This is a genomic window from Corallococcus exercitus (genome assembly GCF_042231735.1).
In the GTDB taxonomy this organism is placed as follows: Bacteria; Myxococcota; Myxococcia; order Myxococcales; family Myxococcaceae; genus Corallococcus; species Corallococcus exercitus_B.
Map to the genome: position 1 here is coordinate 1,296,144 of NZ_CP102577.1, position 24,823 is coordinate 1,320,966.

Genomic DNA, 24,823 nt, shown 5'->3' on the forward strand with positions numbered 1-24,823 from the left:
TTTCCGCCTGGAGGCGGGCATATCCGGCGGGTCGTCCGTGATTCCGCCTGGCTTGCCTGGGCCAGGACGAGGGCTTGGGACTGGAGCGCTGGATGCGGCTTCCGTGGCTGATGCTGTGCCTGCTCTGGACCTGGGTCGGGTGCAGTGGCTCGACGAAGGTCGTCCGGCTCGACACGGGGCGCGGTTCGCCTGTCGTGCATGGGCCTCGCGCGGGTGGAACCGCCGGGCCGGTCGCGCTCGATGAGGACGACATGCGGCAGGCCGTGGAGCGGCTGGCCCGGAGCATCCGTCCGTCACCGCGTGCCCAGGATGCAGCCCGGCGCCTGTTCGAGGTGGAGCCACGAAGCGGTTCGTACTTCGTGGATGTGCAGCGTCGGCGCATCACGCCGCTCGGGCCCGGCGAGCAGCTGTCCGCCGAGCAGTCACACGCTGACGTCGAGCTGACCCGGGCCTATTTGCGTTGGTGCGCGTGGACCTCCAGCACCTGATGGTCGAGGCGGATGCGGCGCTGACCTGCGATGAACTGCGCGGCGCGGGGGAACGGTTCGGAAAGGTGATACATGGAAAAGCTTGTCAGTCAGTTCGCGGAGAACGTGGCTGCCCAGACGGATGCAATCTGGCGCGGAGACTCCACGGCCGCAAACAGGTATGCGAAAAAGTACATCTCCATCCACAACAAGCTTCGTGCCCACGGCGATGCCGGACGCGAGGCGCTGACTGTGTTGTTCGCGCACCCTCGCATGGATGTTCGCGTCATGGCTGCTGCCTACCTTCTTCGTTATCGGACGAAGGACGCCACGGCAGTTTTGAAAGAGGCGGCCAAGGGGGAGGGGCTCGTGCCTTTCAAGGCGGGTCAGGCGCTGCTGCGTTGGGAGGAAGGCACCTGGTCTCTTGACCCGGAGTAGAGGCGAATTGCAGGCTCCAGTTCAGGTGAGGATTCCGCCTTTGGCCCCCAAACCCGGCAATCGATTCCCTGGAGCGCGGCAGCCTTCTTTGCAAGCCGCCTCCATTGAAGCACTCGTAGAGAGGTATCGAGAGGCTTCGGCGAAACATGGACTTCTTCTGGATGCCCTGAAGACGCGGGCGGCGAACAAGGAATATGGTCGCGTGATCGCCATCGAGAAGGAACTGCGGAGTCGTGGTGCGCAATCGCACGCATGCCTCTTGAGACTTCTTGGCGACTCCGCGCCAGGCACGCGCTTCTGGGCGGCTTCGGCCGTGCTTGGATTCGCTTCCCCAGAAGGAGAACGAGTGCTTGCCGAGCTTGCAACGCCACCCTTGAGCCTGATTGGTCTCAGCGCGGCAGTGCTGCTTGATGCGTGGAAGGACGGAACATACAAACCCAGGTGACTCTTCTGGATACGTACACTCGGTCAGGCTGCCCACGCCGGAGCGACCTGCACCTGGTTCCGGCCGCTGTGCTGTTCGGAGGCTTCGCGCTCGGCGTCGGGCAACTGCCTGAGGTGCTCGTCGATGGCCTCGGGCAGGGAGGCGAAGGGCCACGGATCTGCTCGGAGGCACTTGCACTCGAGGCTCAGCGGCCCGGTAGAGCGAGCAGGGGAGGGCAGGGCCGGCTGGCGGACCCGCTGGAGACCTGAACCCGGCGATAAGCGCAACGCTGGCCGCCCGCCTGCTTCCCCTGGTTCCGGCGGGGAATCCGTCGCAGAACGCGGCTTGTTCGGGCGCGAGGCGCTCGTGAAGGCCTCCGACCCTCTTTGGGAGCAATGACGTGAGCAGTCTCATGAAGGAGTCCGTGCTGCGCGTGCACCACTGGACCGACACCCTGTTCAGCTTCGTCACCACGCGTGACCCGGGCTTCCGCTTCGCCAGCGGCCAGTTCACGATGATGGGCCTGGAGGTCGAGGGCCGGCCGCTGCTGCGCGCCTACAGCATGGTGAGCGCGCACTACGACGACCACCTCGAGTTCCTGAGCATCAAGGTGCCCGGCGGGCCCCTGACCTCCCGCCTGCAGCACCTGAAGGAAGGGGACCAGGTCCTCGTCAGCAAGAAGGCGACCGGGACGCTCGTCCTCAAGCACCTCTTGCCCGGCAAGAACCTCTACATGCTGAGCACGGGGACGGGCCTGGCCCCGTTCCTCAGCCTGGCGAAGGACCCGGAGATGTACGAGCAGTTCGACCGGGTCATCCTCACGCACACCTGCCGGCGGGCCGAGGAGCTGGCCTACCACGACCTCTTCCTCCACGAGCTGCCGCACAACGAGTTCTTCGGGGAGCTGGTGAAGCAGAAGCTCACGTACTACCCGAGCGTCACGCGCGAGGACTTCCGCAACACGGGCCGCATCACCGACCTCATCCAGAGCGAGAAGCTGTTCAAGGACGTGGGTCTGCCGCCGCTGAACCCGGAGGTGGACCGCGTGATGCTCTGTGGCAGCCCCGGCATGCTCGCGGACCTCACGACCATGCTGGAGGAGCGCGGCTTCCGGGAGGGCACCCCCGGAGAGGCCGGGCACTACGTCACCGAGAAGGCCTTCGCGGAGCGCTGACGGGCCGCTTCAGAGCACGCTCTTTCCCAGCGCCAACACCACCTCGAGGAAGCGGCGGTCGGCGAGGAGCAGGGGCACCATGGGCGCCATGGCCGCGATGAGGACGGCCAGCGCCGCACGGACGTCCACCGGGAACCAGCGCATGCCGCGCGCGGTGTTGAAGGACGTCCCCAGGTCCGCGAGCGAGGAGAACTCGGGCGCGCCCAGCGGATCCTGTCCGGCGGGCAGCTCGCGGTGGAACCACCGCTGCTCGAAGCGCCGTGAGTGCCAGGAGGCCACGCCCGAATAGGCATGGTCCCCCCGCCGCTTCGCGAACAGGAGCTGTCGGCTGAAGCAGGCCAGCGGCGCGAAGACGACGACCAGGCTGAGGAGCGCGAAGGCGAACAGGTGAAGGGCGTAGTCGGTGAAGTCCGCGCTGGGGGCTCGCGTCAGCCGCTGCGCGGTGAGCGTGGAGGCCACCGCGAGGACGATGAGGGCGAAGCTGGCCTGGCAGGTGCCCAGGAAGCCCAGTCCTCCCGCCGCGTCGGGATGGGTGGGCACGAGGGCGAGCGGCAGCCGGGAGACCCTGAACAGGAAAATGGCCCACAGGACGCCCCGCCAGAGCCAGCGCAGGACCAGGAACCGGATGAGGGGCATGCTCACCACGAGGTACCACCACCCGGCCAAAGTGGGCGGGCCACCGGGCTCCGTGTGGACCCAGACCGGATTCGCCTGGTGGGGCAGGTCCATGAAGGACACGGCGAAGGCGGCCACCAGCAGCCCGGCCTCGAGGGTGGCGCTGCGCCTCAGCCGCAGCACCCCACGCGCGATGCCCTCGAAGGTGGCCAGGTGCTTCGCATCAATCAGCTCCGAGACGACGAACTGGCGCACGGCCGCCGCGAGGCTCAGGTCGACGTAGCGCTCGGCCGCGATGAGCAGCGGCAGGGACACCAGGAACTCGACGTGGATCCCCAGGTCGCGCAGGAACGCCCGCGGCACGGTGGGCCCGCCCTGGGCGAGCGACAGGGCGAGGAGCGGCAGCCAGCCCACCAGCGTCAGGACGAGGATCCGCAAGGACCGGGAGGCACGGCGGGGGCCGGCAAGGGGGCGCCGCCGACCGAGCGCGCTTCCTTGGATGAGCGAGAAGTCGAGCAGTGAGGCGGGGACGTCCATGGCGAATTCAAAGCTGCGCCTTGGGTGTGGCCCCTGCCAGGAGCATTGCCTGCCAGGCCACGAGGTCCGGGAGGTGGCGGCTTCAAACAGACGTGTCGTGCTTACGCAGACAAGCGTCCATTCATAGATTCCCGTCCTGATGTGGAGGCCATGAGGAGACAGCCATGAGCAAAGGCAGCGGTGGAAAGGGTGGCGGTCAGGGCGGCGGTGGAGGCGCGAAGGGAGGGAGCGGCGGCAAGGGGAGCGGAAGTGCCGCGCCTCGCCCACCCAACGGCCCCAGCACGACAGGGAGACCGTCGGGCGGTGGCCGGGGGAACAACGCTCCCAAGAAGTGATTCAGCGCAGGGGCTGGAGACGCCCGTAGGTGAGCGTGCGCCAAAGCCACTCGGCGGGACCGAAGCGGAAGTGTCTCAGCCAGGCGTGGCTGAGCAGCACCTGCACCGCGAAGAGGCCCAGCGCGATGCCGACACAGTGTGACGGCGGCACGCGGCCGATGAGCCCCAGGCCCCAGCCGTTGTAGAGGCACAGGCTCAAGACCGTCTGCATCAGGTAGTTCGTCAGCGCCATGCGGCCCACGGGGGACAGCACCGCCAGCACCCGGCGCCAGCGCTCACGCTGGAAGAGCAGCGCGAACCCGGCGAGGTACGCGGCGCCCAGGAGCACGTAGCCCAACTCCTGGAGCGCCATCAGGAGGAACAGCCCGGCGTGGGTCGCTGGCTCCAGCCCCTGGGCCCGCAGCTGGAAGGCCAGCAGTCCTCCCGCGTTGAGCAGCCCTCCCACTCCCAGGCCCCACCCCAGCACCCGGCGGAGCAGGGCGCGGTGGCGCTCCACGTCCTGGAGCAATCGCTGACGCCCCGCCAGCAGGCCCAGCAGGAAGCGGCCGAGGATGAGCGTGAGCCAGATGAGCACCCGGGGGGAGCTGAACCACGTCGCCAGGACGTAGCGGGCGTTGCCCCCCTGCGCCGTCCAGACCGAGTCACTGGAGAGCGCCGCCAGCAGCTCGGCCCGCAGCGCCGATTCGGGTGCATGCGCCGCGGCTCCCGGCCCACACAGCTGGAGTGCGAATACCAGGGGCGGCATCACTCCCAGCAACACCACCACCCAGCACCACAGCGCCCGGTCCGACCTTCCGGCGAAGAGCAGCAGCAGCAGGCCCGCCAGCGCGTACAGGTGGAGGATGTCCCCCAGCCAGAGCCCCAGCAGGTGCACCGCTCCGAAGCACAGCAGCACCCCCATCCGCCGCAGATGGATGGGGACGTGCGAGGTGCCCCGGCCCTCCGCTCGCGACAGCTGGAGGGAGAAGCCCAGCCCGAAGAGGAAGCCGAAGAGGTTGAGGAACTTGTGCGCCACGAGGAACAGGAACAGGGCGCCGGTCACCAGCTCGGGGAGCGGCGAACCCAGGGCCCGGAGCTGCTCGGGTGGCAGCAGGTTGCGGCCTCCGAACCAGAGGAAGGAGTTCGAGACGAAGACACCGCACAGCGCGAAGCCGCGCAGGGCATCCACCAGCTCGACGCGCTCTTGAGACGACACCGGAGATGAATGAGACACGGGCGCATCCTGCGGGGAGCCTCTGACATTGCCTTGAGAACACGGTTGGGTTTTGTGACAGACCCCCGGCAACCCGCCGGAGCCTTCCCGTGTCATGGGGCGTCAGGGCACTGTTCCGCCTCCGATGTCCGCGGAGGAATGACATGCGCGGTAGCAGTGCCGAAAGGCTCTCGTCCGTCGAGCACGACGCCGGCGGAGTGACGGTCCGGGAAGCCGGTGGGGCGTTCTGGAAGGACGGGGGCGCGCGTGATTGGGATTGCTGGGTTCCCGAGGGCCACTTCAACCTCAGCCAGCGTTTCCTCAAGTGTGCCCAGCACATCCAGATGGAAGGGTTCCATCAGGTGCCCATCACGCTGAGCGACGGGCGCGGGCAGCCCGTGGGCGTTGCCGCCACCTATCGCAACACCATCGACGGGGCGGACCTGGGCAATGAGCGGATCCAGCAGGCCGTCCACCTGGTGCGCGGCGCGGCTCCTCGCTTCCTGAAGTACGGCGTCATCGAAGTCGGCAACCCGGCGGGAGTGGGGTTCCCGGTGCGCTCGTCGCTGGCCAGCGCCGAAGCCATCACGACCGTGGCGCGCTGGGCACAAGCGGAGGCGGACCGTCAGCGGTCATCGCTGGTCGTCATCCGGGACATCGAGCCCACGGCCGCGCCTGGCGCCGTGGAGGTGCTCCGTCGCATGGGCTTCGTGCCCTCGCCGCTTCCCGCGACGTTCATCGTCCCGCTGCCGTTCACCTCGTTCAATGAATACAAGGCCCACATGCGCGCCCGCTACCGGGGACGACTGGCGGGCTGCATGAAGGAGACGGCTTCGCTTCGCGTCGAGGTCGTGGAGCAGTTCGCGGAGTTGGCGCCCCAACTCACGGCGCTGTGGCGGACCCTCTACGACCGCGCCACCCAGTACCGGCGGCTGGTCCTCACCGAGGGCTTCTTCGCCTCGGCCAGCGACATGCCCGAGGCGAAGGTGATGCTGCTGCGCCGCCCCGACGACAGCGTCGCAGGGTTCGGGCTGCTGTTCGTCGACGGTCCCATGCTCCGGTTCTCCTGCACCGGCTTCTCACGCGAGGCGGCGCTGGAGGAGGGCGTCTACTTCCGGCTGCTGTACGAGGTTGTCCGCTACGCCATCGAGCACGGCTGCAAGGCGGTCAACATGGGGATGACCACGGCGGGACCGAAGATGAGCGTCGGGGCCCAGCCCGTCCACGTGTCGGCGTGGATCTGGCACCGGTCCGCCCTGCAGCGTCAGGGCCTGGGCTGGCTCACCCAGAACCTGATGAAGCCGCCGCCTCCCGTGGAGCGGAACGTCTTCAAGGAGGACGTCCCCCTGTTCCAGGACCCGGCGCTGGCGGAGCAGCCGGTCACGCCCCGGCCCTGAGCCGTTCGCCGGTGTCCAGCCGGATGGCCTCCTGCACGTGGGGCCAGTCCGCCAGGTGCCGCGCCAGCGTCCGGAAGTGCTCCCTCCGGACGCTCACCCGCACCACCTGCTTCATCCGGCCGTCCTCCATCCGGGGCAGGACCGTGCTGTGGAAGGCCGGCAGCAGCAGCCACTTGTTGAGCTGCGAGCTCCTCAGCAGCGTGACGAAGGCCGCGCCGTCGAAGCGCACGTGCGCCAGCTCCTGACTGGTCCAGTTGGAGGAATAGACGCGGTCCTTCCCGAGCAGCCAGTGGTGATACACGCTGCCCTGGCTGGTGTTGCGCCGCCAGTAGTCCGCCCAGTGCAGGTCCTCGCGCAGCTGCGTCCGGCCATAGGCAGACACCACGGCCCGGTTGCGGAGGGCCAGCTCGGTGACGCTCGAGTTCCACAGGTCCGCGCGCCTCAGCACCGCGGACGCGTTCCCCAGGCAGTTGGCGACGGACCCGGACGGCGCGCCCAGCAGCTCGCGGACGTCGATGGGGAAGTACAGGCCCACTTCGGGGGACGCTCGCGGCTCGCGGGTGCACTCGCCGAAGAACTTCAGCAGCGTCGCGTTGACCACGTCGTTGGTGGACACCTTCGTGCCGGCGGCCTGCGCCTGGGCCTTGATGGCGTCCACGCCGTCCTCGTCCAGGAAGAGGCAGACGGGGACGGCGTCCGTCACGGCCTGCTTCAGGTAGCGAGCGATGCCCAGCGTCGCCTTCGCGAGCGAGATGTGCACGATGCCGTGACGGCCCTGCCTGGAGGGCTGGACGCTGGCCGCTTCGCCCGGCTCGCCCAGGTTCCGCCAGATGTCTCGCCGGTCGAACACCGGGGAGGTGCAGGGCTCATGGCCCGGGTCGCTGTAGGCGTCGGAGACGGCTCGCAGGAAGTCGTAGATGCCGTGCAGGTCCGTCAGCGCGTGGTTCCAGCTCAGGCCCACCACGGAGGCGTCGCGGAAGTGCGTGAGCTTCAGGTGCAGCAGGGGACGGCGCCCGTCGTGGACCGGCGGCTTCCCGGGGGCCAGCCGGGAGACGAAGTCCCCTGAGTAGAGGACCCTCCGGTCTCCCGTGGGGAAGGGCGCGTCGACCCCGTCGAGGTCCAGTCCAACGGCGCTCATGCCCTCACGGACCCCGGGGCGGGACGGGTGGTGGCAGATGACGAGCACCGCGTCTTCCTGCTGCCTCAGGGTGCCGTGGAAGAACGGATAGCGGATCAGCGTCGCGCGGAGCGCCTGGGTGAAGCGCTCGGTGTCGAGCCTCCCGCTGAAGACCGCCGCGAAGCTCACGAACATGTCCTTGAGCGCGACGTCCACGGCGCTCAGCGCCCACGTCCGCTTCAGCGGTTCGGAAGGGGTGAGGACTCGCTGCCGTGTCATGTTCGGGGGCCTCCGGAGAGGGTGACTGCGTCAGGGTTTTTCGCGCGTGCGGGACCGCTCGCGCATCAGCTCGACCAGGGCCAGCGCTTCGCCGCCCTGTCCCGCCAGCGCTTCCATCATTCCCGCCTGGTCTTCCGCCGAGCGGTTCTGGCCCAGCTTGAACTTGCCCTGGAGCTCCTCGATGGGCAGCTCGAAACCGACGATCTGCTCCAGCATCCGCGCGTGCTGCTCCTCGGACAGGCGGGTGTCGTGACCGGGGGCTCCGATGGCGGGCTCGTACTCCGCGATCGTCGCGTCGATCAGCTTGGACAGGTCCGCGGGCGTGTCGATGATCCGGGGCCGTCCGAGCGCGTGCACCACCGCGTAGTTCCAGGTCGGCACCGACGGCCGCACCTTGTACCAGGTGGGGGAGATGTAGGCGTGGGGGCCATGGAAGACGCAGGTCACCGGCCGCTCGCCGTCGAAGTCCTTCCAGTGGGGATTGGCGCGCGCCAGGTGCCCCATCAGGGTGCCCTTGTCGCCCCGGCCGGGCACCAGCAGCAGGGGCACGTGCGAGACGTGGGTGCCGGAGCCGTGCGAGATGACCGTGGCGAAGCTGTGCTGCTTCATGAACGCGTGCAGCGTGGGGAGGTCCGACTCCTGGAAGGTGCGGGGCGTGTAGAGCATGCGGTCCTCGACGAGGGCGGTCAGATGCTCAGGGCGGAGAACACCCTGGGCCCGACGACGTTGTAGATGCGTCGGAGCAACGACCAGGACAGCCTTGCACGCCAGGGGAGGTGAGAGAAGCAGAGCAGCTCGTACTCGGTCAGCGGCGTGGCCCCTCGCTTCTGCTTGAACTGTCCGGAGCCCGAGCTCAGGTTGAGCGGCAGGCCCCGCTGTTCGGCCAGCTGCATCAGGTGGCTCATCCCCGCCCGGTACAGGCCGTGCTTGCGCGACAGCACCGGGTCGTGGCCCACCACGGAGCCAATCAGCTCTCCGCCCGCGACGAAGCAGGTGACGAAGTAGGCGAGCCGGCCCTCCACCTCGATGCCGTAGACCTCCAGCAGCCCCTGCCGGAACACCTCCTCGAACCAGGCCTCCGTGAAGAAGGCGTTATGGTCGGAGTACTTGTCGATGTAGAGCGCCCGGTACAGCTCGCGCAGCCGGTCGATGACGCCGGGCTCCGCGGCCGTGAGCCGGCGCAGGTTCGCGCGGTGCTGGTTCAGCAGGTTGCGGTCCTGCCGGAACTCCCGGGGCGGCTTCTTCCCTTCCTCGTGCCGCCACACGTACATCTGGCGGTTGAAGATGGCGTGCAGCGCCGCGCCCGGACGCTCCCGGGTCACCGCCTCCGCCGTCTCCGCGGTGGCCCGCTTGAAGACGAAGGCGTGCTTCGGGAAGCGCTCGCGCAGCGCCTGCGTCAGCCGCTCGAGCTGCTCGGGCGTGAAGCGAAGCGCCGGCCCCGTGGCCACCATCCAGTGGTTCACGTAGACGACCCGGTCCAGGTGACCCGGGCGGATGACGGCCCGCACGGCCCGGATGAACGCGAGGAGCGCCCGCCGCGTCCCGGGCTCCTTCACGGAGTCCACGAACTCCTCCGCGTAGGTGATGTAGTTGATGAACGGCGACGTCAGGTAGCAGTCGCTGTCCGCGCCGTCGTTGACGATGAGCGGCGTCACCTCGCCATCCACGTCCGCCAGCAGGACGCGGTGCCGGGTGTTCCCGATGAACGGCGTGGTGCCGCGCTCGACGTAGTGGCCGACGAGCTTCGACGCCAGCCGTGCACTGTCACTGCCCTCCGTGGACGGAAGGGCGTGCTCAATGAGCCTGACCGGAGCCATGGCGCACGTCGAACGAGTACACCGGGGTCGTGCCCACGGTGAGCGTCACATCCCGCACCGCCTCGCCACGGAACGTGTAGCGCAGGCGCGCCTCCGGCCCCATGCCGAGCAGGTCCACCGTGTCCTCCGACACCGGCACCGCCTTCAGCATCGGCTGCTCGTTGACGAAGATGCACAGCTCGTTGTCCACCATGCGCATGCCGCCCCGGGCCTCGGACGGCAGCGGCGCGAGCCCGGTGCCGGGCAGGCTGAAGCCCTGGGGGAGGGTGAAGTCGAAGGCGAAGCGCTCGACGACGCGCGGATCCAGCTCCGCTTCCGCGGCTTCGCTCCCCATCGCCTGGAGCGACGGCGGGAGTTGTCCCGGTGGGAAGAGGCGGAGCAGCGCCTCGTCCGCCGTCACGTCCAGCACCAGGTGGATGCGGGCCACGGCGCTCTTGTTGACCCCGTGGTGCGGCAGCGAGAAGTCGCCGTACCAGAACTCGCCCGCGCTCCAGACACACCGCTGGCCGCCCACGAAGAACTCCACGTCGGGGTGGGTGACCACGGGGATGTGGAGCCGGACGATGCGCTTGGAGAGGAACGCGTCGGAATGCTCGCGGATGACGCCGCCGGGCTCCAGGCGCAGCAGGCGCGCCAGCCGCAGCTTCAGCCCCAGGCCCGAGAGCAGGTCGCGCAGATAGGGGGCCTGCTCCAGCACGGGCGACGCTCCCGACGTGGCGGAGTGCAGACAGATGGAGGTCCACCCCTGATGCCCTTCTCCGGGGTAGCCCGCGGGGAGGGCTTCCACCTGGCGGCGGACGGCGTGGTAGGCCGCCTCCAGCGCCTGGGGGTCGAACGTCTTCGTCAGCTTCACGGCATGCATGGGACGGCGCTCCTCAAGAACGTCGCTGGTAGAGATGGATTCGCCAGAGCTGCGTGCGCTCCTGGGCGATGGCGTCCTGGTAGCGGTCGGAGACGGCCTCGTAGCCCTGGACCTCCGGTGCGGCGACGCGCAGGTGTCCCCGGGTGACGACCAGGGCGTCCGGCGTGAGGCCGGGCTTCATCGCGTTCAGGAAGTCGCGCTCGCGCTCCGGCGGGAGGAACGAGGGCACGTCGGAGAGCGACACGAAGTCCACGTCCCGCTGCTCCTGGACGTGCTGGATGATGTCGCCCCGGACGTACTCGATGTCGGTGTCGCGCGCGGCCCGCTGCGCCGCCAGGAAGACATCGGCGTCGCACTCGACGGGATAGCCCTCCGGGTAGCGGAGCTCTCCGAAGAAGACCAGCTGGAGGAAGAAGCTGGAGCGCACCGGCAGCGTGCGGAAGAGCCGGTCGAAGATGTCCCAGTAGATGCGGAACGCGCTGCCGGGGAGGTTCTTCTTCGGGAAGTCCCCCCGGTAGAGCAGCGAGTTGAGCACCGCCGAGTTCCCCATCAACAGGAGCACCAGCTTCCAGGCCCCCTTGGGAAAGCCCGAGTCCAGCCAGGCGCGCTGCCCCGCGACGTCCGGCTGCTCGAACATCTTCCGGCCGCGCTGGCCGGTGAACAGCCCGACGAAGCGCGACAGCGTGCGCAGCATCCCCTCGAAGCGGCCCAGGTAGACGATGCGCTCGCCGGCCTGGACCGCCTGGCGCACGGGTTCCAGGGCCGTCCGCGCGGAGCCGGAGAGGGGCAGGGAGGAGAAGAGCTCCAGCCGGCGCTGGATGGACATGGCCTCGTAGCCCAGGAGCCCCAGGTACTCCGTGTGGTTCAGCTGCCGGAGCGCGGCGATGCGCAGCTCGGTGAGCGCGAGCTGGGTGTCGGAGATGTCCACGCACGTCAGCTTCCGGGGCGCGCGGGCGAGGAGCGGCACCACGCGCCCGCCGCTGCCAGCGACGGCCACCACGTGCCGGGCGTCCGCCGGGAGGGCGTGCAGCTCGACGCTGGAGTCCTCGTCGCCGAGCGAATAGTTCAGGTGGCTGAAGTAGGCGCGTGCCATGGCGTGGGGCTCACAGCGCCTTGAGGAAGGCGGCCCGCTCGCTGCGCCCGTCGACGAGCTGGGCGTAGGCGTCCGCCACCTCGTCCATCATCCGCCAGGTCAGCCGCAGGCTGGTCTCCATCACCTGCGCCACGTCCTCCCAGTCCTCGGGCGTCTTGCACTTCTTGGCGATCATCTCGTCGACCGCCTGCGAGTGCTCCGCGTCGATGTCCGAGTGCGCGACGAAGAAGGTCATCTGCGCCGGGGTGAGCCCCAGCGTCTTCTGCACCTTGCCCAGGAGCGGCCGGATGTAGTCGTAGCAGCTCTCCGCCCAGAAGCTGTACCCCAGGCGCTGCAAGGGATTGCCCTGGTAGGAGATCCAGTACAGGTACGCGATGAGGACCTCCGTCGCCGGCAGGGCGCGCGGGATGGGGAACCCCGGCTGAAGGCCCATGCTGGCCACGTCGTGGAGGGCCATCTGCTCGTGGCCGACCTCCTCCTCCGCGTGGTTGAAACAGAACTTCTGGTAGTGCCGGTCGTCGTCACAGCGCACGCCCACCAGCGCCTGGTTGCGGGCGTTGTGACGCGTGTAGTGATACGTCTCAATCAGATACAGCGCGTAGAGCGCCTTGGTGACCTCGCCCTGCTGGACGGTGCGGACGAAGCGGGACTGGGCCAGGAGCTCGTCCCAGACCTGGGAGCGGCGGTGCTTCAGGGCCTCCAGGCCGGGGACTGCCTTTGTCGTGTCGGTCATGTCTGTTCCACCTCAACCAAGCGGGAGTAGGCGTCCGGTGAGTCATTCAGCCGGAGGCGGGTGAGTCGTTCGGACATCCGGGTGCTCGCGGCGATGAGCTGCGGCCAGGTGCCCGCCATCAGCGTGTAGGGCTGGGGGCCCCGCATGGGCACGCGGTGCTGCTCCTCCGAGGACGCGGCCAGCCCGTAGCGCTCGAACACGGTGCGCGCGGCCCGGCGGCACAGCCCGACGATGCCGACGTAGCCCTCCGTCATCGCCCAGGTGCACGCGGCCACCAGCAGGCGCGGCGTGACGGAGGGGCTGCGCGCCTCCGGGTCCACGACCAGGCGGCTGAACTCCGCGTAGCCCTGGAACCGGGGCGCCTCACCCTCCAGGGAGGCCGCGAGCGCCTGGAACTCGAAGGGGCCGGGCGTGATGCGCAGGCTGCCCACGAGCTGCCCGTCGCGGCTGGCGTGGAAGTGCGCGCTGCGCTCGTCCAGCTCCAGCCGCCAGTCCAGCTGGAGCTGCTCGGGGCTCAGCAGGTAGCTCAGCCGCGCCCGGTACTGGGCGTCGCGGAACTGCCGCACGCGCTCGACCTCGGTGGGGGTCGTCGCGTGGAAGAAGGGGCCTGCCAGCACCACGGGCGTCTGGCCCGCGCCGAGCCGGGCCATCCGCGTCTCCAGGACGCTCATCGCCGCGAGACGGGAGGCGAGCTCCTGGTCGCGGGATGCGCCACCACCTGTATCAGCCACGGACTTCCCCCTCTGACTTTCGCAATGCTGCCGCTGGCGGCGGGCGCCGGCGCAAAGGCATACGTGTTCAAGGAATGGGGCGAGAAGTGTCTCGCCTGCGACAGAACAGTCGCCCAGAACGGCACGTCGCGTAAAGCGCGCCAGGGGTAGACATCCCGCCGTGGCTCGAGCCTCCTCCGCGAGTTGAGCACGCCGTACTCAAAGCAAGACATCCCACGTCCTGCCCGTTAGAGTGGCCGCCCCCCGAACAGGAAGTGAGACTGAACATGAGCCAGAACCTCTTCGACATCCCCCTCAAGGGCATTGACGGCGCCCCCCGGACGCTCGGTCAGCACAAGGGCAAGGTCCTGCTGGTGGTGAACGTCGCGTCCAAGTGCGGCCTGACGCCCCAGTACGAAGGACTGCAGAAGCTCTACGCGAGCAAGCAGGCGCAGGGCCTGGAGGTGCTGGGCTTCCCCGCGAACAACTTCCTGGGACAGGAGCCGGGCAGCGAGGAGGAGATCCAGCAGTTCTGCACGCTGAAGTACGACGTGACCTTCCCGCTGTACTCGAAGATCTCCGTGGTGGGGCAGGACAAGCACCCGCTCTACCACGCGCTCACGGGTGCCATCCCCGTGGCCACGGGCGAGGGCCCCATGCGCGCGAACCTCAAGGGCTACGGCATCGAGGCGAACCCCCAGCCGGAGGTGCAGTGGAACTTCGAGAAGTTCCTCATCGGCCGGGATGGCCGCGTCGTGGGCCGCTTCGCGCCGGACGTGTCGGCGGAGGATCCGCGCCTCCTGCAGGCCATTGACGCGGAGCTGGCGAAGCAGGCCTGAGCTCAGGCCCCCGGCACCGGGGGCTGGAGCCGTCCACAGGCGCGGTTGGCCGGGACGGCGATGTCGATCTTCTTGGGGCGGGGCAGGTTGAGGGCATTCATCACCTGGATGAACTCCTCGCGGCTCCGTCCCGCGATCCGCGGGTTGTGCTGCTTCTCCTCGCCGATGCTCGTCGCCGTGTGGCCGTGGTAGTCGTGCCCGGGATAGACGAGCGTCGCGTCCGGGAACTGGAAGAGGACGCGGGTGATGGAGTCGTAGAGCTGGCCCGCGCTGCCGTTCTGGAAGTCGGTGCGGCCGTTGCCCCGCACCATCAGGGCATCCCCGGTGAAGACGCGGTCGCCCAGCAGGTAGCTCACGCTGTCGTCCGTGTGGCCCGGCGTGGCGAGCACCTGGAAGGCGCTCTGGCCGACGTGCACCGTGTCCCCATGCCGCACGTGGAGGTCGGCGCCGTCGGCCCCGCCTGCTCCCGCCACCACCTGGCACCGCGTGCGCTCCCGCAGCACCCCGGACGCGGTGACGTGGTCCGCGTGCACGTGGGTGTCGAAGACGTGGGAGAGGACCAGTCCCAGCTCACCTATCAGCCGCAGGTCGCGGTCCACCTGCTCCAGCACCGGGTCGATGAGGACGGCCTGACGCGTGGACTCATCACCGATGAGGTAGGTGTAGGTCGAGGACTCGGAGTCGAAGAGCTGGCGGAAGAGCATGTCGAAGCCTTCGGGTTCGGGCCCCCGAATCCTGCTCCGGAAACCGGGCCCAAGAAAGGGATGTCCTGCTTTCAACGTAATGTCGCCTTGGAGCACAGTTGTCGTGGGGCGCTTGCGCACGCAGTCTCCCGGCGCTCATCCGGAGGCCCCATGTCCGCTCCCTCGCAGCACCATCGCGTGCTGATCATCGGCGGCGGCACCGCGGGCCTCACGGTCGCGGCACGGCTGCGGCGCAAGGGCCTGCGGGATGTCGCCATCCTCGAGCCCTCGGCGCAGCACTACTACCAGCCGCTGTGGACGCTGGTGGGCGCGGGCGCCGCGGACATCGCGAGCTCCGTGCGGCCTCAGGCGGACTACATCCCGGAAGGGGCGCGGTGGCTCCAGGACCGGGCGGAGGAGGTGGACCCCGTCCGCCAGCAGGTGCTCACGCGGGGTGGGGCGCGCCTGGCCTATGACTTCCTCGTGGTCGCGCCCGGCATCCAGCTGGACTGGGACCGGGTGCGCGGCCTGCGCGAGGCGCTGGAGACGCCGTTCGTGTCCAGCAACTACGACTTCCGGCTCGCGCCGAAGACGTGGGAGATGGTGCGGGCGTTCCAGGGCGGCACGGCCCTCTTCACGCACCCGGCCACGCCCGTGAAGTGCGCGGGGGCGCCGCAGAAGATCATGTACCTGGTGGCGGACCACCTGCGCCGGAGCGGGCTCACCGGGAAGTCGCGCGTCGTCTTCGGCTCGGGGGCCCGGACCCTCTTCGCGGTGCAGCCCTTCGCGCGCGTGCTGGAGGGCGTCGTGGACCGCTACGGCATCGAGACGCACTTCGGCCACGACCTGGTCGAGGTGCGCGCGGAAGCACGCGAGGCCGTCTTCGCGGTGACTCGGGACGGACGCCGGGAGCAGGTGACGGTGGGCTACGACCTGCTGCACGTCACGCCTCCGCAGAGCGCGCCGGACTTCATCAAGCGCAGCGCGCTCGCCCATCAGGACGGCCCGAACGCGGGTTGGGTCAAGGCGCACAAGCACACGCTGCAACACCCGGAGCACCCGAACGTGTTCGCCATCGGGGACGCGAGCGACCTGCCCACGTCCCGCACCGGCGCCGCTGTCCGGGCGGAGGCGCCGGTGCTCGTGGAGAACCTGCTCGCCGTGATGGCGGGGAAGGAGCCCACGGCCCGGTACGACGGCTATGCGTCCTGTCCGCTGGTGACGGGCTACGGGCGGATGCTGCTCGCCGAGTTCGACTACGAGGGCCGGCCCGCGCCGAGCCTTCCGTTCATCAACACCCTGGTGGAGCGCCGCGACCTGTGGCTGCTCAAGAAGTACGGGCTGCCGCGCCTGTACTGGGACTGGATGCTGCGTGGGCGCGCCTGACACTTGGGAAACGGACTGCTCGACGGTGGGCCCCGCTCATGCCAGCGTCACGTCCGTGACTCCCTACGACAAGATCTTCGAGAACAACAAGCTCTGGGCGGAGGAGCAGCTCCGCGCGGATCCGGACTACTTCACCAAGCTGTCGGTGTCGCAGCAGCCGGACTTCCTCTACATCGGGTGCTCGGACAGCCGCGTCCCCGCCAACCAGATCATGGGCCTGGCGCCCGGTGACGTGTTCGTGCACCGCAACGTCGCCAACCTGGTGAACAACGTCGACCTCAACGTGATGTCGGTCATCAACTACGCCGTCCGGCAGCTCGACGTGAAGCACATCATCGTCTGCGGCCACTACGGCTGCGGCGGCGTGCGCGCGGCGATGCAGCCCAAGGACCTGGGCATCCTCAACCCCTGGCTGCGCAACATCCGCGACGTGTACCGCTTCCACAAGCAGGAGCTGGACGGCATCGCGGACGAGACGAAGCGCTACGAGCGGCTGGTGGAGCTCAACGTCCTGGAGCAGAGCATCAACATCATCAAGACGGCCGCCGTGCAGAAGTCCTACCTGACGCGCGGCTTCCCCATCGTGCACTCGTGGGTGTTCGACCTGCGCAACGGCATCATCCAGGACCTGAAGCTGGACTTCGCCCAGACGCTCCACAGCATCCAGGAGGTCTACGACCTCACGAAGGAGTGACGTCGTGGGGCGAAGGCCGCCGGACGCCCCGCCCGGGTCCGGCCTAGACTCCTCCGCCGCATGCGCTTCTTCCTGACCCTTCCGGACGGACGTTCCATCGCGCTGGAGAAGCCGGTGGTGTCCGTGGGCTCCGAGCCCGCGTGTGACGTCGTCCTCTCCGCGCCCGGGGTGAAGGGCAGCCATGCCCTGCTGTTCCGTGACGCGCGGGGGTGGACGGTGTCCGCCGCCGGTCCGGACTGCGACGTCCGGGTGCGTGGCAAGCGGGTGGAGCTGTCGCCGCTGGAGCCGGGGGCGTCCTTCAGCCTGGGCAAGGCGTCGCTCACGCTGACGGCTTCGGAGCCCACCGCCGGGCTGGCGCCTTCCGCGACGCCTTCACGCCTGCTGGGCGTGCTGACGGACTTCGCTTCGCGGCTGCTCGTGCAGCGTCCCGCGTCGGAGCTGCTGGAGGCCGCGCTGCGGGGCATCGCGGACGTCACCTCCGCGGACGTGGGCTTCCTCGTGTCGGTGGAGGGCGACCGGCGGCAGGTGCTGGGGGCCACCGGCTCCGTGCCGGCTTCGGTGGTGGTGGACAGCCTGGTGGATCAGGTCGTGGGCTCCGGGGCGCCGGTGCTGGTGCCGGACGTCGCGGCGGAGGCGGCGCTCGCGGGCGCTCCCAGCGTCCTGGCCCTGCGGCTGACCTCCGCCCTGGTGCTGCCGCTTCGCGCGGGCTCCGCGCCCCTGTGCGCCGTGTACCTGGGGCGGCGTCTGGGCAGCCCTCCGTTCTCGCCGCGCGAGCTGGAGGAGGCCATGGCGCTGTCGTCGCTCGCGGCGCTGCTCCTGGCCACGTCGCGGGAGCTGACGGAGCTGCGTGAACAGGTGGACAGCCTCACGCAGCGCATCGCCGCGGCCACGTTCGAAGGGCTCATCGGTGAGTCGCCCGCGATGCGGAACCTCTATCGGCAGGTGGAGCGCCTGGGGCCCACGTCCCTTCACGTGCTCATCCAGGGGGAGACGGGCACGGGCAAGGAGGAGGTGGCCCGTGCCCTCCACCGGCGCAGCGGCCGGCGGGGACGGCTGGTGGCCATCAACTGCGCGGCGCTCCCGGAGTCGCTCATCGAGCGCGAGCTGTTCGGCCATGCTCGCGGGGCGTTCTCCGGCGCGACCTCCGACCGCGCGGGGCTGGTGGAGGCGTCGGACGGGGGCACGCTCTTCCTGGATGAGATTGGGGACATGCCGCTGTCGCTCCAGTCGCGCCTGCTGCGTGTCGTCCAGGAGCACGAGGTGACGCGGCTGGGGGAGCACCGTCCCCGCAAGGTCGACATGCGCGTCATCGCCGCCACGCACCAGCCGCTGAAGGCGCTTGTCGCGAAGGGCGGCTTCCGCGAGGACCTCCTCTTCCGCTTGGACGAGGTACGCCTGGAGGTGCCCCCGCTGCGGGAGCGCGGCGAGGACGTGCTGCTCATCGCGCACCACGTGCTGAAGCAGCAGGGGACCCGGGCTCGGGGCTTCACGCAGAAGGCGGCGGAGGCCCTGCGCGGTCATCCCTTCCCGGGCAACGTCCGCGAGCTCGTGTCCCGGGTGCGTCGCGCGGCCATCCTCGCGTCAGGGGAGCTCATCGGCGTCGAGGACCTGGACCTGGCGGCGGACACGGCGCCGCTGGTGCCCCTGGACGAAGCGCGCGATGCCTTCGTGCTGCGCTACGTGCGAGAGGCCATCGCCCGCAGCGGCGGCAGCAAGAAGGAAGCGGCCCGGGCCCTGGGCATCGGCCTGCGCTCCGTGTTCCGCTACCTGGGCGAAGAGGACTGAGGGGCCAGATTGCGACGCGTGTCGGAGTGGATCATCCCTATGGCGAGTAGCTCCGAAGCCATGTCGATGCTGCTGGATGAGGTGTCGCGACGTCATTTCCCCAATCCGCCCGCGACTCCGGCGGAAATCGATGCCTTCGAGCAGCGGGTCGGATGGCGCCTGGACCCGGACCTCCGCGCCTTCTACCTGCACTGCGATGGCGCGAAGCTGTTCGACCGCGTCGACCCCGCGTTCTTCTTCTACCCCCTGGCGAAGCTTCGCCGCGCTCGGGTCGTCCTGCTCAAGGATGACACGGACAAAGCGGGCCCTGCGTCCTGGTACGCGGTCTGCGAGGTGCGGGATACCAATTACATCTTCGTCGATGTGAGCCTGCAGGCGGAGGGCCGGTACGCCATCCGGGATGGTTACCGCGAAGCGTTTCCAGACCCTGCCTACAACCGCCAGATCGCGGGTTCCTTCTCGGAGTTCCTGGGTGGGGCGCTCCGTTCCAATGAAGAATGGTTCTGGCTCCAGGAGGAGTAGCTCTGTCCCACGCCATGCGCTTCCCGCTCTCGTTCCTCCTCGTGCTCGGGGTCCTGCTGGTGGGCCCGGGCTGTCCGCTCGACATCCAGGTCCGTGAGGCTCCGGACGCGGGATGCTCAGGGGACTCCTGCGTGCTCTCGTGTGCCGCGGACCGGGAGTGCCCGGAGGGACAGCGCTGCAATGACTTCTACGATGAGTGCGAGCCCGGTCCCCGCATCACCGAGCCCTGCTCGGACAACGTCGCCTGTTACGGGATCGCGAGCTGCAAGGACGGACGCTGCGCGCGGCGCTGTGCCGTGCAGGATTGTCCCCTGGGCTACCAGTGCTCGCCGGGACCGGAGTCCCTGTGCGTCGAGACGTGCGAGGGCCTGACACCGGAGAACCTGGGGCGGTTCTGCGCGTCCTCGATGGAGTGCACCCGGTGCGGCCTCTGTGCGGACTCGGGAGGTGGGAAGAAGTGCCACCAACCCTGCCGGTCGGATGCGGAGTGCCCCGACTCCCGGCCCGGGGTGTGCGTCCTGCTCCCTGGATCCAGCCTGCGCGTGTGCCAGCAGTGACGGGACCCCGGGGTTTGCCCGCGCGGATCGCGCTTCCTAGACTGCGCGCGCGATGACGGGCGAACTGCTGGCCGGCCGCTACCAGTTGGAGCAGGAGTTGGGGCGGGGCGGGATGGCGACGGTGTTCCTCGCCCGCGACCTCCGGCTGTCCCGCCGCGTGGCGGTGAAGATGCTGCACCCGGGTATGGAGGCCCGCCTCACCGAGCGCTTCCGCCAGGAGGCGGAGGTGGTGGCGTCCCTCCAGCACCCCAACGTGCTGGCGGTCCATGACTTTGGCGAGGACGCCGTGCGCGGCCCGTTCCTCGTCTGTGAGTGGGTGCAAGGGGAGAACCTGCGCGAGCTGGCGCGGCGCCTGGCCCCCGTGCCGCCCGAAGCCGTCGCGCTCCTGGGCTGGGAGCTGGCCCGCGCCCTGGAGGCGGCGCACGCGCGCGGCGTCGTGCACCGGGACGTCAAGCCGGAGAACGTGCTCGTGGCGCGCGGCGGTCCGCTGAAGCTCGCGGACTTCGGCATCGCCGCTTTGGCGGACCGGGCCCGGCTGACGAGCACCGGCGCCGTCATCGGCTCGCTGGCGTACATGGCTCCCGAGCGCATCGACACCGGTGCATGGTCCCCCGCGTCGGACGTCTACGCGGTGGGCGTCGTGTTGTTCGAGCTGTGCACGGGCACGACGCCGCACGCGGGAGAGGGCAGTGCCCGGCTGGCGGTCTCGGTGATGACCCGTGATGCACCGTCACTGCTGGAGGTCGCGCCGGGCACGCCCGCGCCGCTGGGGGCGCTGGTCGCGCGGTGTCTGGCCCGGGATGCGCGCGACCGGCCCGCGGATGGCGCGGCGCTGGTCCAGGAACTGGAGGCGGTGCTGCGGCCGTGGGTCGGCGCGCCCGCTGAGGCTTCACGCGCCTTCTTCGCGGCACCGGAGGCTTCCGTGGCCCGCTGGCGCGAGGATGGCTTCCAGCGGCTGTTGAACGAGGGCCGCGCGCTGCTCGCCGCAGGGCAGGGGGCCCAGGCCGCCCGGTGTCTCAATGCCGCGCTGACCCTCCAACCCGGGGCCCCGGAGGTGCTGGCGCTCCTGCGCTCGCGTCCCATGAAGAAGGGCCTTGTCCGGCGCGCGTGGGATGCGCGGCCGGGACGAGCGAAGGGGCTTGTGGCCGGCGTGGTGCTCGCGGGAGTGCTGGGGAGTCTGGGGACGTGGGGATGGCGCTCGCGCGAGCGTGCGGAGGGCTCTGGAGCCTCGACGGTGGCCACCTCCGTGCCTCCCGCGTCCGTCGCGAGCTCGAACACGGTGGATGCCTCCGCTCGTCCATCTGGCGTGGCTCCCAATGCAAGGGACGGCGCGTCCGTACCTCCTGCGTCCGTCGTGAGCTCGAACACGGTGGAGGCCGCTGCTCCTCCGCCTGGCATGGCTCCCAATGCAATGAGGGGCAAGCCCGTGGCCTCCGCGTCCGTCGCGAGCACGAACGCAGGTGCCTTCGGGACTCCTTCGCGGGCGGCGAGTCCTCCGACACGGGAGACCGCTGGCACTTCGCGGCCTCAGGGGGCGCGTCCCGGGACAACGAATGCCGTCTCTGGCGAGGACCTGCCCGTACGCGTGCCGGACGCCGAGGACTTCGCGACCCTGTCGGTGGCGACGCGCCCCTGGGCCGAGGTGTTCGTGGATGGCCAAAGCCGGGGCTACACCCCACGGCTGCGTGAGCTGCGGCTGGCTCCCGGAACGCACCGGCTCCGCTTCCACAACCCCCTGTGCGAACCCGTCGAGGAGGTGCTCGAAGTGGCTGCCGGCGAAGCGGTGTCCCGTGAAGTCTCCCTGCGGGTGCGCGACGCGGAGGTCACCATCGTCGCGCCCGCGGCGTCCCGCGTCTTCGTCGACGGCGTGGAGGTGGGCGTGGCCCCGCTGCCGGCCCCCGTGAAGCTCACGCACGGGGGACACCTCGTGTCGGCCCGGGACCCGGGAGGCAACGTGCTGAGGCAATCGCTCAACGCGGTGGCGGGCTCCCGCACCACGGTCGTGCTGGAGACGTCGCCATGAAGACCGCCATCGTGTCCCTCGTGCTCGCGGCGTCCTCCGCGCTGGGGCCTGCCCGTGAGGCCTACCAGTCCGGCGACCTGCCCCGGGCCCGGGCCTCGCTGGAGGGCCTGCTCCAGCCCTTGCGGCTCTCCCACCCCCAGGAGGAGGCCGAAGCCCACCTGCTGCTCGCCGCGACGCTCCATGCGCAGGAGGACCTGCCGCGCGCGGAGCAGGAAGCCGTGGAGGGGCTCGCGCTCAACCCCGACGCGAAGCTGGACCCGCTGGTGTATCCGCCGGACTTCATCGCCTTCGTCGAACGCGTCCACGTCCAGCGGCGCGAGCGCATCGCCCGGCGCGCCGCCGAGCGCCGGCCTCCCGTGCTCCTGCCCCGGCCCTCCACCTCCGCCCCCGTCCTCGTCGAGTCCCGCCCGGCGTCGCAGGGCTGGTACCTGGTGCCGTTCGGCGTGGGCCACCTCGTGCACGGTCAGCGCTCCAAGGGCGCCGTGCTGGCGGTGGGCCAGGGCACGACGTTCGCCGTGTCCGCCGTCTCCCTGGGCGTGGCCCTGTCCCTGCGCGGCTCCGACGGCCGGTACTCCGCACAGGACGCGCCCACGGCCCGGGCCCTCAACGTCTCCTACCTCGTGGGGGCCTACGCCTTCGCGGCGCTCTACGCCTACGGGGTGCTGGACGGGCTGCTGTCCTCACCCGCGCCGCTCGCCCCGCCTCCGGGAAGCCTTCTCGCGCACTGACGCGGGGGCCCGCCCCGGTGTAAAGGGAGCGGATGAACGACGTGAACCTGGTGGAGATCGCGCGGCGGTTCGAACACAAGCAGGCCACCTCCGCGGTGGTGCTGGCGAGGGACTCCGCGCCGCTCGCCGACGGCTGGATGGCGTTCGGCGGCGTGGGCTCGTACATCAACAAGTCGTGCGGCTACGGCTTCGAGCGCGAGGTCACGGACGCGGAGCTGGACGCACTGGTGGACTTCTTCTCCTCGCGCGGGGTGGAGCCCAAGGCGGAGCTGAGCCCCTTCGCGTCGCAGGCCCTGCTCAAGGGGCTGGCGAACCGGGGCTTCGTGCTGCGCGAGTTCGAGACGGTGCTGTACCGGCCGCTCCCCGCCGGAGAGGACCTGTCGCTGCTGGCACGGGGCGCGGCCCCGGGGCTGCGCATCGAGCGGGTGGATCCGTCCGACGACGCGGCGGTGCGCAGGTTCGTGGAGGTCGCCGGCAGCGGCTTCGTCCCGGAAGGCGAGTCGATGCCAGAGGTCTTCTGGGAGATGGGGTTGAAGGCGGCGCGCCAACCCAACTCGGACGCGTACATGGCGTGGATTGGCGACGAGCCGGCGGGGGCGGGGAGCTGCGAGGTGAGCGACGGGCTCACGTCCCTGTTCGGCACGTCGGTGCTGCCGGCGTACCGGCGGCGCGGCGTGCAGCAGGCGCTCATCGCCGCGCGGCTGGCGCGAGGACGGGAGAAGGGCAGCGACCTGGCCGCCATCATGTCCTCGCCCGGCATCCCCACCGAGCGCAACGCCATGCGCCTGGGCTTCCAGATGGCCTACTCGCGCGTCGTGCTGGTGAAGCCCGGCGCGGGGCTGGTGCCGTCGCCCTGAGGGCTACGGCAGCGGCGCGGTGTACACGAGGGGCAGCAGCGCGCCGTTCTGGTTGAACGGGTTGTAGCTGCCCTGCGGGCCCACCCAGCCGCAGCCTCCGTAGCCGTGCATCTCCACCACCTGGTTGTTGTCGTGGAACGCCCACCACGACGGCTCGCTCGAGGGGCCGAACCGGGCAATAGCGCCCATGGGCACGGAGAAGGGCGTGCCGCGCAGGTCCACGTTGGCCAGGCCCGTGCGGCTGCACCCCATGGCCGCCGCGTAGGTCATGGACGTCACCGGCTCCTTGTTCATGTGCTTGAGCGCGCCGGCCGACGTCGCGAAGGTCGGGTCCCGGGTGTCCACGGCGAGCGTGACGGGGTTCAGCCGGACGCGCGTGTACCGGGTGCGCACGTCGGTGCCCGGCGAGTTCCCTCCCGCCGTGTACTGCGCGAAGTTGGCGCCGTCCTCGGTGTGCACCAGGGAGAGGTACTCCTTCGGCGTGCCGGCCATGTCGTGGCACCAGGCCGTCCAGCGCTTCAGCGGATCCTTGTTCACGAACAGCGCGTACTGGCCGTCCTGCGAGCCGGGGCGGGCGGTCCGGATGTCCTGACACGTCGCGGGACGGTCCCCGCCGCGGTAGTGGAGCTGGAGCGTGCCACCCTGCTGGTTGTAGGGGTTGTAGCTGCCCACGAGGCCCACCCAGCCGCAGAAGCCGTCGCCGGACAGGTCGACGACCTGGCCTTCCTCGCTGGAGACGGCGGCACCGGACCTGCTCGCGCCGCCCACGCCGAACGCCTCCGCGTCCACCGTGAACGGGGTGCCCCGGAGGTCGATGCGTCCCACGCCCAGTCCGCCGCCGCACGTCATGGCCACGCCGTAGGGCATGGAGGTGACGATGTCCGGCGAGTGCGTCAGCTCGCCCGTGGAGGTGGCGAAGGTCTGGTCGGCGGTGTCCACGCGCAGGGTCGTGGGGTCGATGCGCAGCTGGTAGTAGGTCGTGCGGACGTCGGTGCCGGGTGAGGCGTCGCCCGCGGTGTACTGCGAGAAGTTGGAGCCGGGCTCCTTGCGCGGCAGGGCGAGGTACTCCTTCGGTGTGCCGGCCATGTCGTGGCAGTACGCGGTCCAGGACGCGGTGACGTCACCGGCCACGTACAGCACGTAGTAGCCGTCCGGCGCGCCGGGCTGGGCAGTGCGGATCTCCAGGCAGCTCGTGGGCAGCGCGGCAAGGGCCTGGGTGCGCTCCGCCGGGGTGCTGGGGCTGGCGCTGTCGCTGGCACCACAGCCCGCGGCGGCGAGCGCCAGGAGGCTCCAGCCCAGGGTCCGCGCACGGCGGGGGAAGCGGGGGACGGCGGAGGACACGGCGAAGGGCTTCGGGTGATTCATGGGGATGAGGCTCCTTGGGGGTGCGGAGCCTTCCCATGGCAAGGTCGGGGCCACGCGGGCCGCCGGGGCCACCTGGATGGAGTTCCGGGACGTTGCGAGCGCACCGGAGCCTCCTGGGGCGGGAGCGGCGGCGCGAACGTGCCAGTCCTGGCACGCGCTCCGGCTCCTCCCAGGAGGCGGTCTGTCAGGCTCCC

General features: G+C 70.0%; 25 protein-coding genes. 14 read left to right on the forward strand and 11 right to left on the reverse strand.

Translation table 11 applies throughout. From position 1 onward, the window contains the following. Positions 1 to 92 precede the first annotated feature (92 nt). The 4 genes from NR792_RS04915 (at position 93) to NR792_RS04930 (ending at position 2,503) form a co-directional block, all read left to right on the forward strand. The gene (locus NR792_RS04915; protein WP_375758900.1) at positions 93 to 488 is read left to right on the forward strand and encodes a hypothetical protein; all 396 of its coding nucleotides are present in this window, start codon (positions 93 to 95) and stop codon (positions 486 to 488) included. Between the two features lie 72 nt (positions 489 to 560). Next, entirely contained in the window at positions 561 to 905 is a 345-nt protein-coding gene (locus NR792_RS04920) for a DUF2019 domain-containing protein (RefSeq protein ID WP_375758901.1), read from the forward strand. A gap of 25 nt (positions 906 to 930) precedes the next feature. Continuing rightward, positions 931 to 1,350: a DUF2019 domain-containing protein gene (locus NR792_RS04925; RefSeq protein WP_375758902.1), complete on the forward strand. Its 420-nt coding sequence runs from the start codon at positions 931 to 933 to the stop codon at positions 1,348 to 1,350. 379 nt (positions 1,351 to 1,729) lie between these two features. Continuing rightward, positions 1,730 to 2,503 carry a ferredoxin--NADP reductase gene (locus NR792_RS04930; RefSeq protein WP_208729782.1) on the forward strand — a complete coding sequence of 258 codons (774 nt, stop codon included), beginning with the start codon at positions 1,730 to 1,732 and terminating at the stop codon, positions 2,501 to 2,503. A 9-nt stretch (positions 2,504 to 2,512) separates the two neighbouring features. Here NR792_RS04930 and NR792_RS04935 read toward each other — a convergent pair whose 3' ends face one another. Both NR792_RS04935 and NR792_RS04940 read right to left on the reverse strand, forming a co-directional pair. After that, positions 2,513 to 3,556 (reverse strand): hypothetical protein, encoded by a 1,044-nt coding sequence (locus NR792_RS04935; protein WP_375758903.1) that lies wholly within the window; start codon positions 3,554 to 3,556, stop codon positions 2,513 to 2,515. A gap of 435 nt (positions 3,557 to 3,991) precedes the next feature. After that, a complete protein-coding gene (locus NR792_RS04940; protein ID WP_375758904.1) occupies positions 3,992 to 5,203 on the reverse strand; it encodes a DUF418 domain-containing protein in 1,212 nt (403 codons plus the stop codon). A gap of 143 nt (positions 5,204 to 5,346) precedes the next feature. Here NR792_RS04940 and NR792_RS04945 point away from each other — a divergent pair, with 143 nt between their 5' ends. Further along, on the forward strand, positions 5,347 to 6,579 hold the full coding sequence (locus NR792_RS04945) for a GNAT family N-acetyltransferase (protein ID WP_375758905.1): 1,233 nt from the start codon (positions 5,347 to 5,349) through the stop codon (positions 6,577 to 6,579). Here NR792_RS04945 and NR792_RS04950 read toward each other — a convergent pair. The 7 genes from NR792_RS04950 to NR792_RS04980 are packed head-to-tail and all read right to left on the reverse strand — an operon-like array spanning position 6,563 to position 13,211. Continuing rightward, positions 6,563 to 7,975 (reverse strand): acyltransferase, encoded by a 1,413-nt coding sequence (locus NR792_RS04950; protein WP_375758906.1) that lies wholly within the window; start codon positions 7,973 to 7,975, stop codon positions 6,563 to 6,565. The two genes, NR792_RS04945 and NR792_RS04950, sit on opposite strands and share 17 nt — an antisense overlap. A 30-nt stretch (positions 7,976 to 8,005) precedes the next feature. Continuing rightward, a complete protein-coding gene (locus tag NR792_RS04955; protein WP_375758907.1) occupies positions 8,006 to 8,641 on the reverse strand; it encodes an FMN-binding negative transcriptional regulator in 636 nt (211 codons plus the stop codon). 20 nt (positions 8,642 to 8,661) lie between these two features. Continuing rightward, a complete protein-coding gene (locus tag NR792_RS04960) occupies positions 8,662 to 9,792 on the reverse strand; it encodes a GNAT family N-acetyltransferase (protein ID WP_375758908.1) in 1,131 nt (376 codons plus the stop codon). Next, complete coding sequence (locus NR792_RS04965; protein WP_375758909.1) at positions 9,770 to 10,654, reverse strand: aspartyl/asparaginyl beta-hydroxylase domain-containing protein; 885 nt, start codon at positions 10,652 to 10,654, stop codon at positions 9,770 to 9,772. The genes NR792_RS04960 and NR792_RS04965 overlap by 23 nt, the downstream gene beginning before the upstream one ends. Before the next feature lie 13 nt (positions 10,655 to 10,667). Next, on the reverse strand, positions 10,668 to 11,747 hold the full coding sequence (locus NR792_RS04970; RefSeq protein WP_375758910.1) for a DUF3419 family protein: 1,080 nt from the start codon (positions 11,745 to 11,747) through the stop codon (positions 10,668 to 10,670). Between the two features lie 10 nt (positions 11,748 to 11,757). Then, on the reverse strand, positions 11,758 to 12,480 hold the full coding sequence (locus NR792_RS04975; RefSeq protein ID WP_375758911.1) for an iron-containing redox enzyme family protein: 723 nt from the start codon (positions 12,478 to 12,480) through the stop codon (positions 11,758 to 11,760). Further along, a complete protein-coding gene (locus NR792_RS04980; protein WP_375758912.1) occupies positions 12,477 to 13,211 on the reverse strand; it encodes a GNAT family N-acetyltransferase in 735 nt (244 codons plus the stop codon). The genes NR792_RS04975 and NR792_RS04980 overlap by 4 nt, the downstream gene beginning before the upstream one ends. Before the next feature lie 266 nt (positions 13,212 to 13,477). Here NR792_RS04980 and NR792_RS04985 point away from each other — a divergent pair, with 266 nt between their 5' ends. Further along, on the forward strand, positions 13,478 to 14,029 hold the full coding sequence (locus tag NR792_RS04985) for a glutathione peroxidase (RefSeq protein ID WP_375758913.1): 552 nt from the start codon (positions 13,478 to 13,480) through the stop codon (positions 14,027 to 14,029). Between the two features lie 2 nt (positions 14,030 to 14,031). On the opposite strand, the gene NR792_RS04990 is transcribed toward NR792_RS04985, so the two are convergent. Further along, positions 14,032 to 14,733 carry an MBL fold metallo-hydrolase gene (locus NR792_RS04990; protein WP_375758914.1) on the reverse strand — a complete coding sequence of 234 codons (702 nt, stop codon included), beginning with the start codon at positions 14,731 to 14,733 and terminating at the stop codon, positions 14,032 to 14,034. Between the two features lie 150 nt (positions 14,734 to 14,883). Between NR792_RS04990 and NR792_RS04995 the strand changes: the two genes are divergently transcribed. From NR792_RS04995 to NR792_RS05030, 8 genes are read left to right on the forward strand one after another with little or no spacing between them, the layout of a single operon-like run. After that, on the forward strand, positions 14,884 to 16,098 hold the full coding sequence (locus tag NR792_RS04995; RefSeq protein ID WP_375758915.1) for an FAD-dependent oxidoreductase: 1,215 nt from the start codon (positions 14,884 to 14,886) through the stop codon (positions 16,096 to 16,098). Between the two features lie 55 nt (positions 16,099 to 16,153). Next, entirely contained in the window at positions 16,154 to 16,792 is a 639-nt protein-coding gene (locus NR792_RS05000) for a carbonic anhydrase (protein ID WP_375758916.1), read from the forward strand. Positions 16,793 to 16,852: 60 nt separating this feature from the next. Further along, entirely contained in the window at positions 16,853 to 18,577 is a 1,725-nt protein-coding gene (locus NR792_RS05005) for a sigma 54-interacting transcriptional regulator (RefSeq protein ID WP_375758917.1), read from the forward strand. A 60-nt stretch (positions 18,578 to 18,637) separates the two neighbouring features. Further along, the gene (locus tag NR792_RS05010) at positions 18,638 to 19,099 is read left to right on the forward strand and encodes an SMI1/KNR4 family protein (protein WP_375758918.1); all 462 of its coding nucleotides are present in this window, start codon (positions 18,638 to 18,640) and stop codon (positions 19,097 to 19,099) included. Positions 19,100 to 19,113: 14 nt separating this feature from the next. After that, positions 19,114 to 19,656 carry a latent transforming growth factor beta-binding protein gene (locus NR792_RS05015; RefSeq protein ID WP_375758919.1) on the forward strand — a complete coding sequence of 181 codons (543 nt, stop codon included), beginning with the start codon at positions 19,114 to 19,116 and terminating at the stop codon, positions 19,654 to 19,656. Positions 19,657 to 19,708: 52 nt separating this feature from the next. Then, complete coding sequence (locus NR792_RS05020) at positions 19,709 to 21,679, forward strand: protein kinase (RefSeq protein ID WP_375758920.1); 1,971 nt, start codon at positions 19,709 to 19,711, stop codon at positions 21,677 to 21,679. Then, entirely contained in the window at positions 21,676 to 22,407 is a 732-nt protein-coding gene (locus NR792_RS05025; protein ID WP_375758921.1) for a hypothetical protein, read from the forward strand. The genes NR792_RS05020 and NR792_RS05025 overlap by 4 nt, the downstream gene beginning before the upstream one ends. A 32-nt stretch (positions 22,408 to 22,439) precedes the next feature. Then, positions 22,440 to 23,264: a GNAT family N-acetyltransferase gene (locus tag NR792_RS05030; RefSeq protein ID WP_375758922.1), complete on the forward strand. Its 825-nt coding sequence runs from the start codon at positions 22,440 to 22,442 to the stop codon at positions 23,262 to 23,264. A 3-nt stretch (positions 23,265 to 23,267) separates the two neighbouring features. Here NR792_RS05030 and NR792_RS05035 read toward each other — a convergent pair whose 3' ends face one another. Beyond that, complete coding sequence (locus NR792_RS05035; protein WP_375758923.1) at positions 23,268 to 24,629, reverse strand: GON domain-containing protein; 1,362 nt, start codon at positions 24,627 to 24,629, stop codon at positions 23,268 to 23,270. Positions 24,630 to 24,823: the final 194 nt, after the last annotated feature.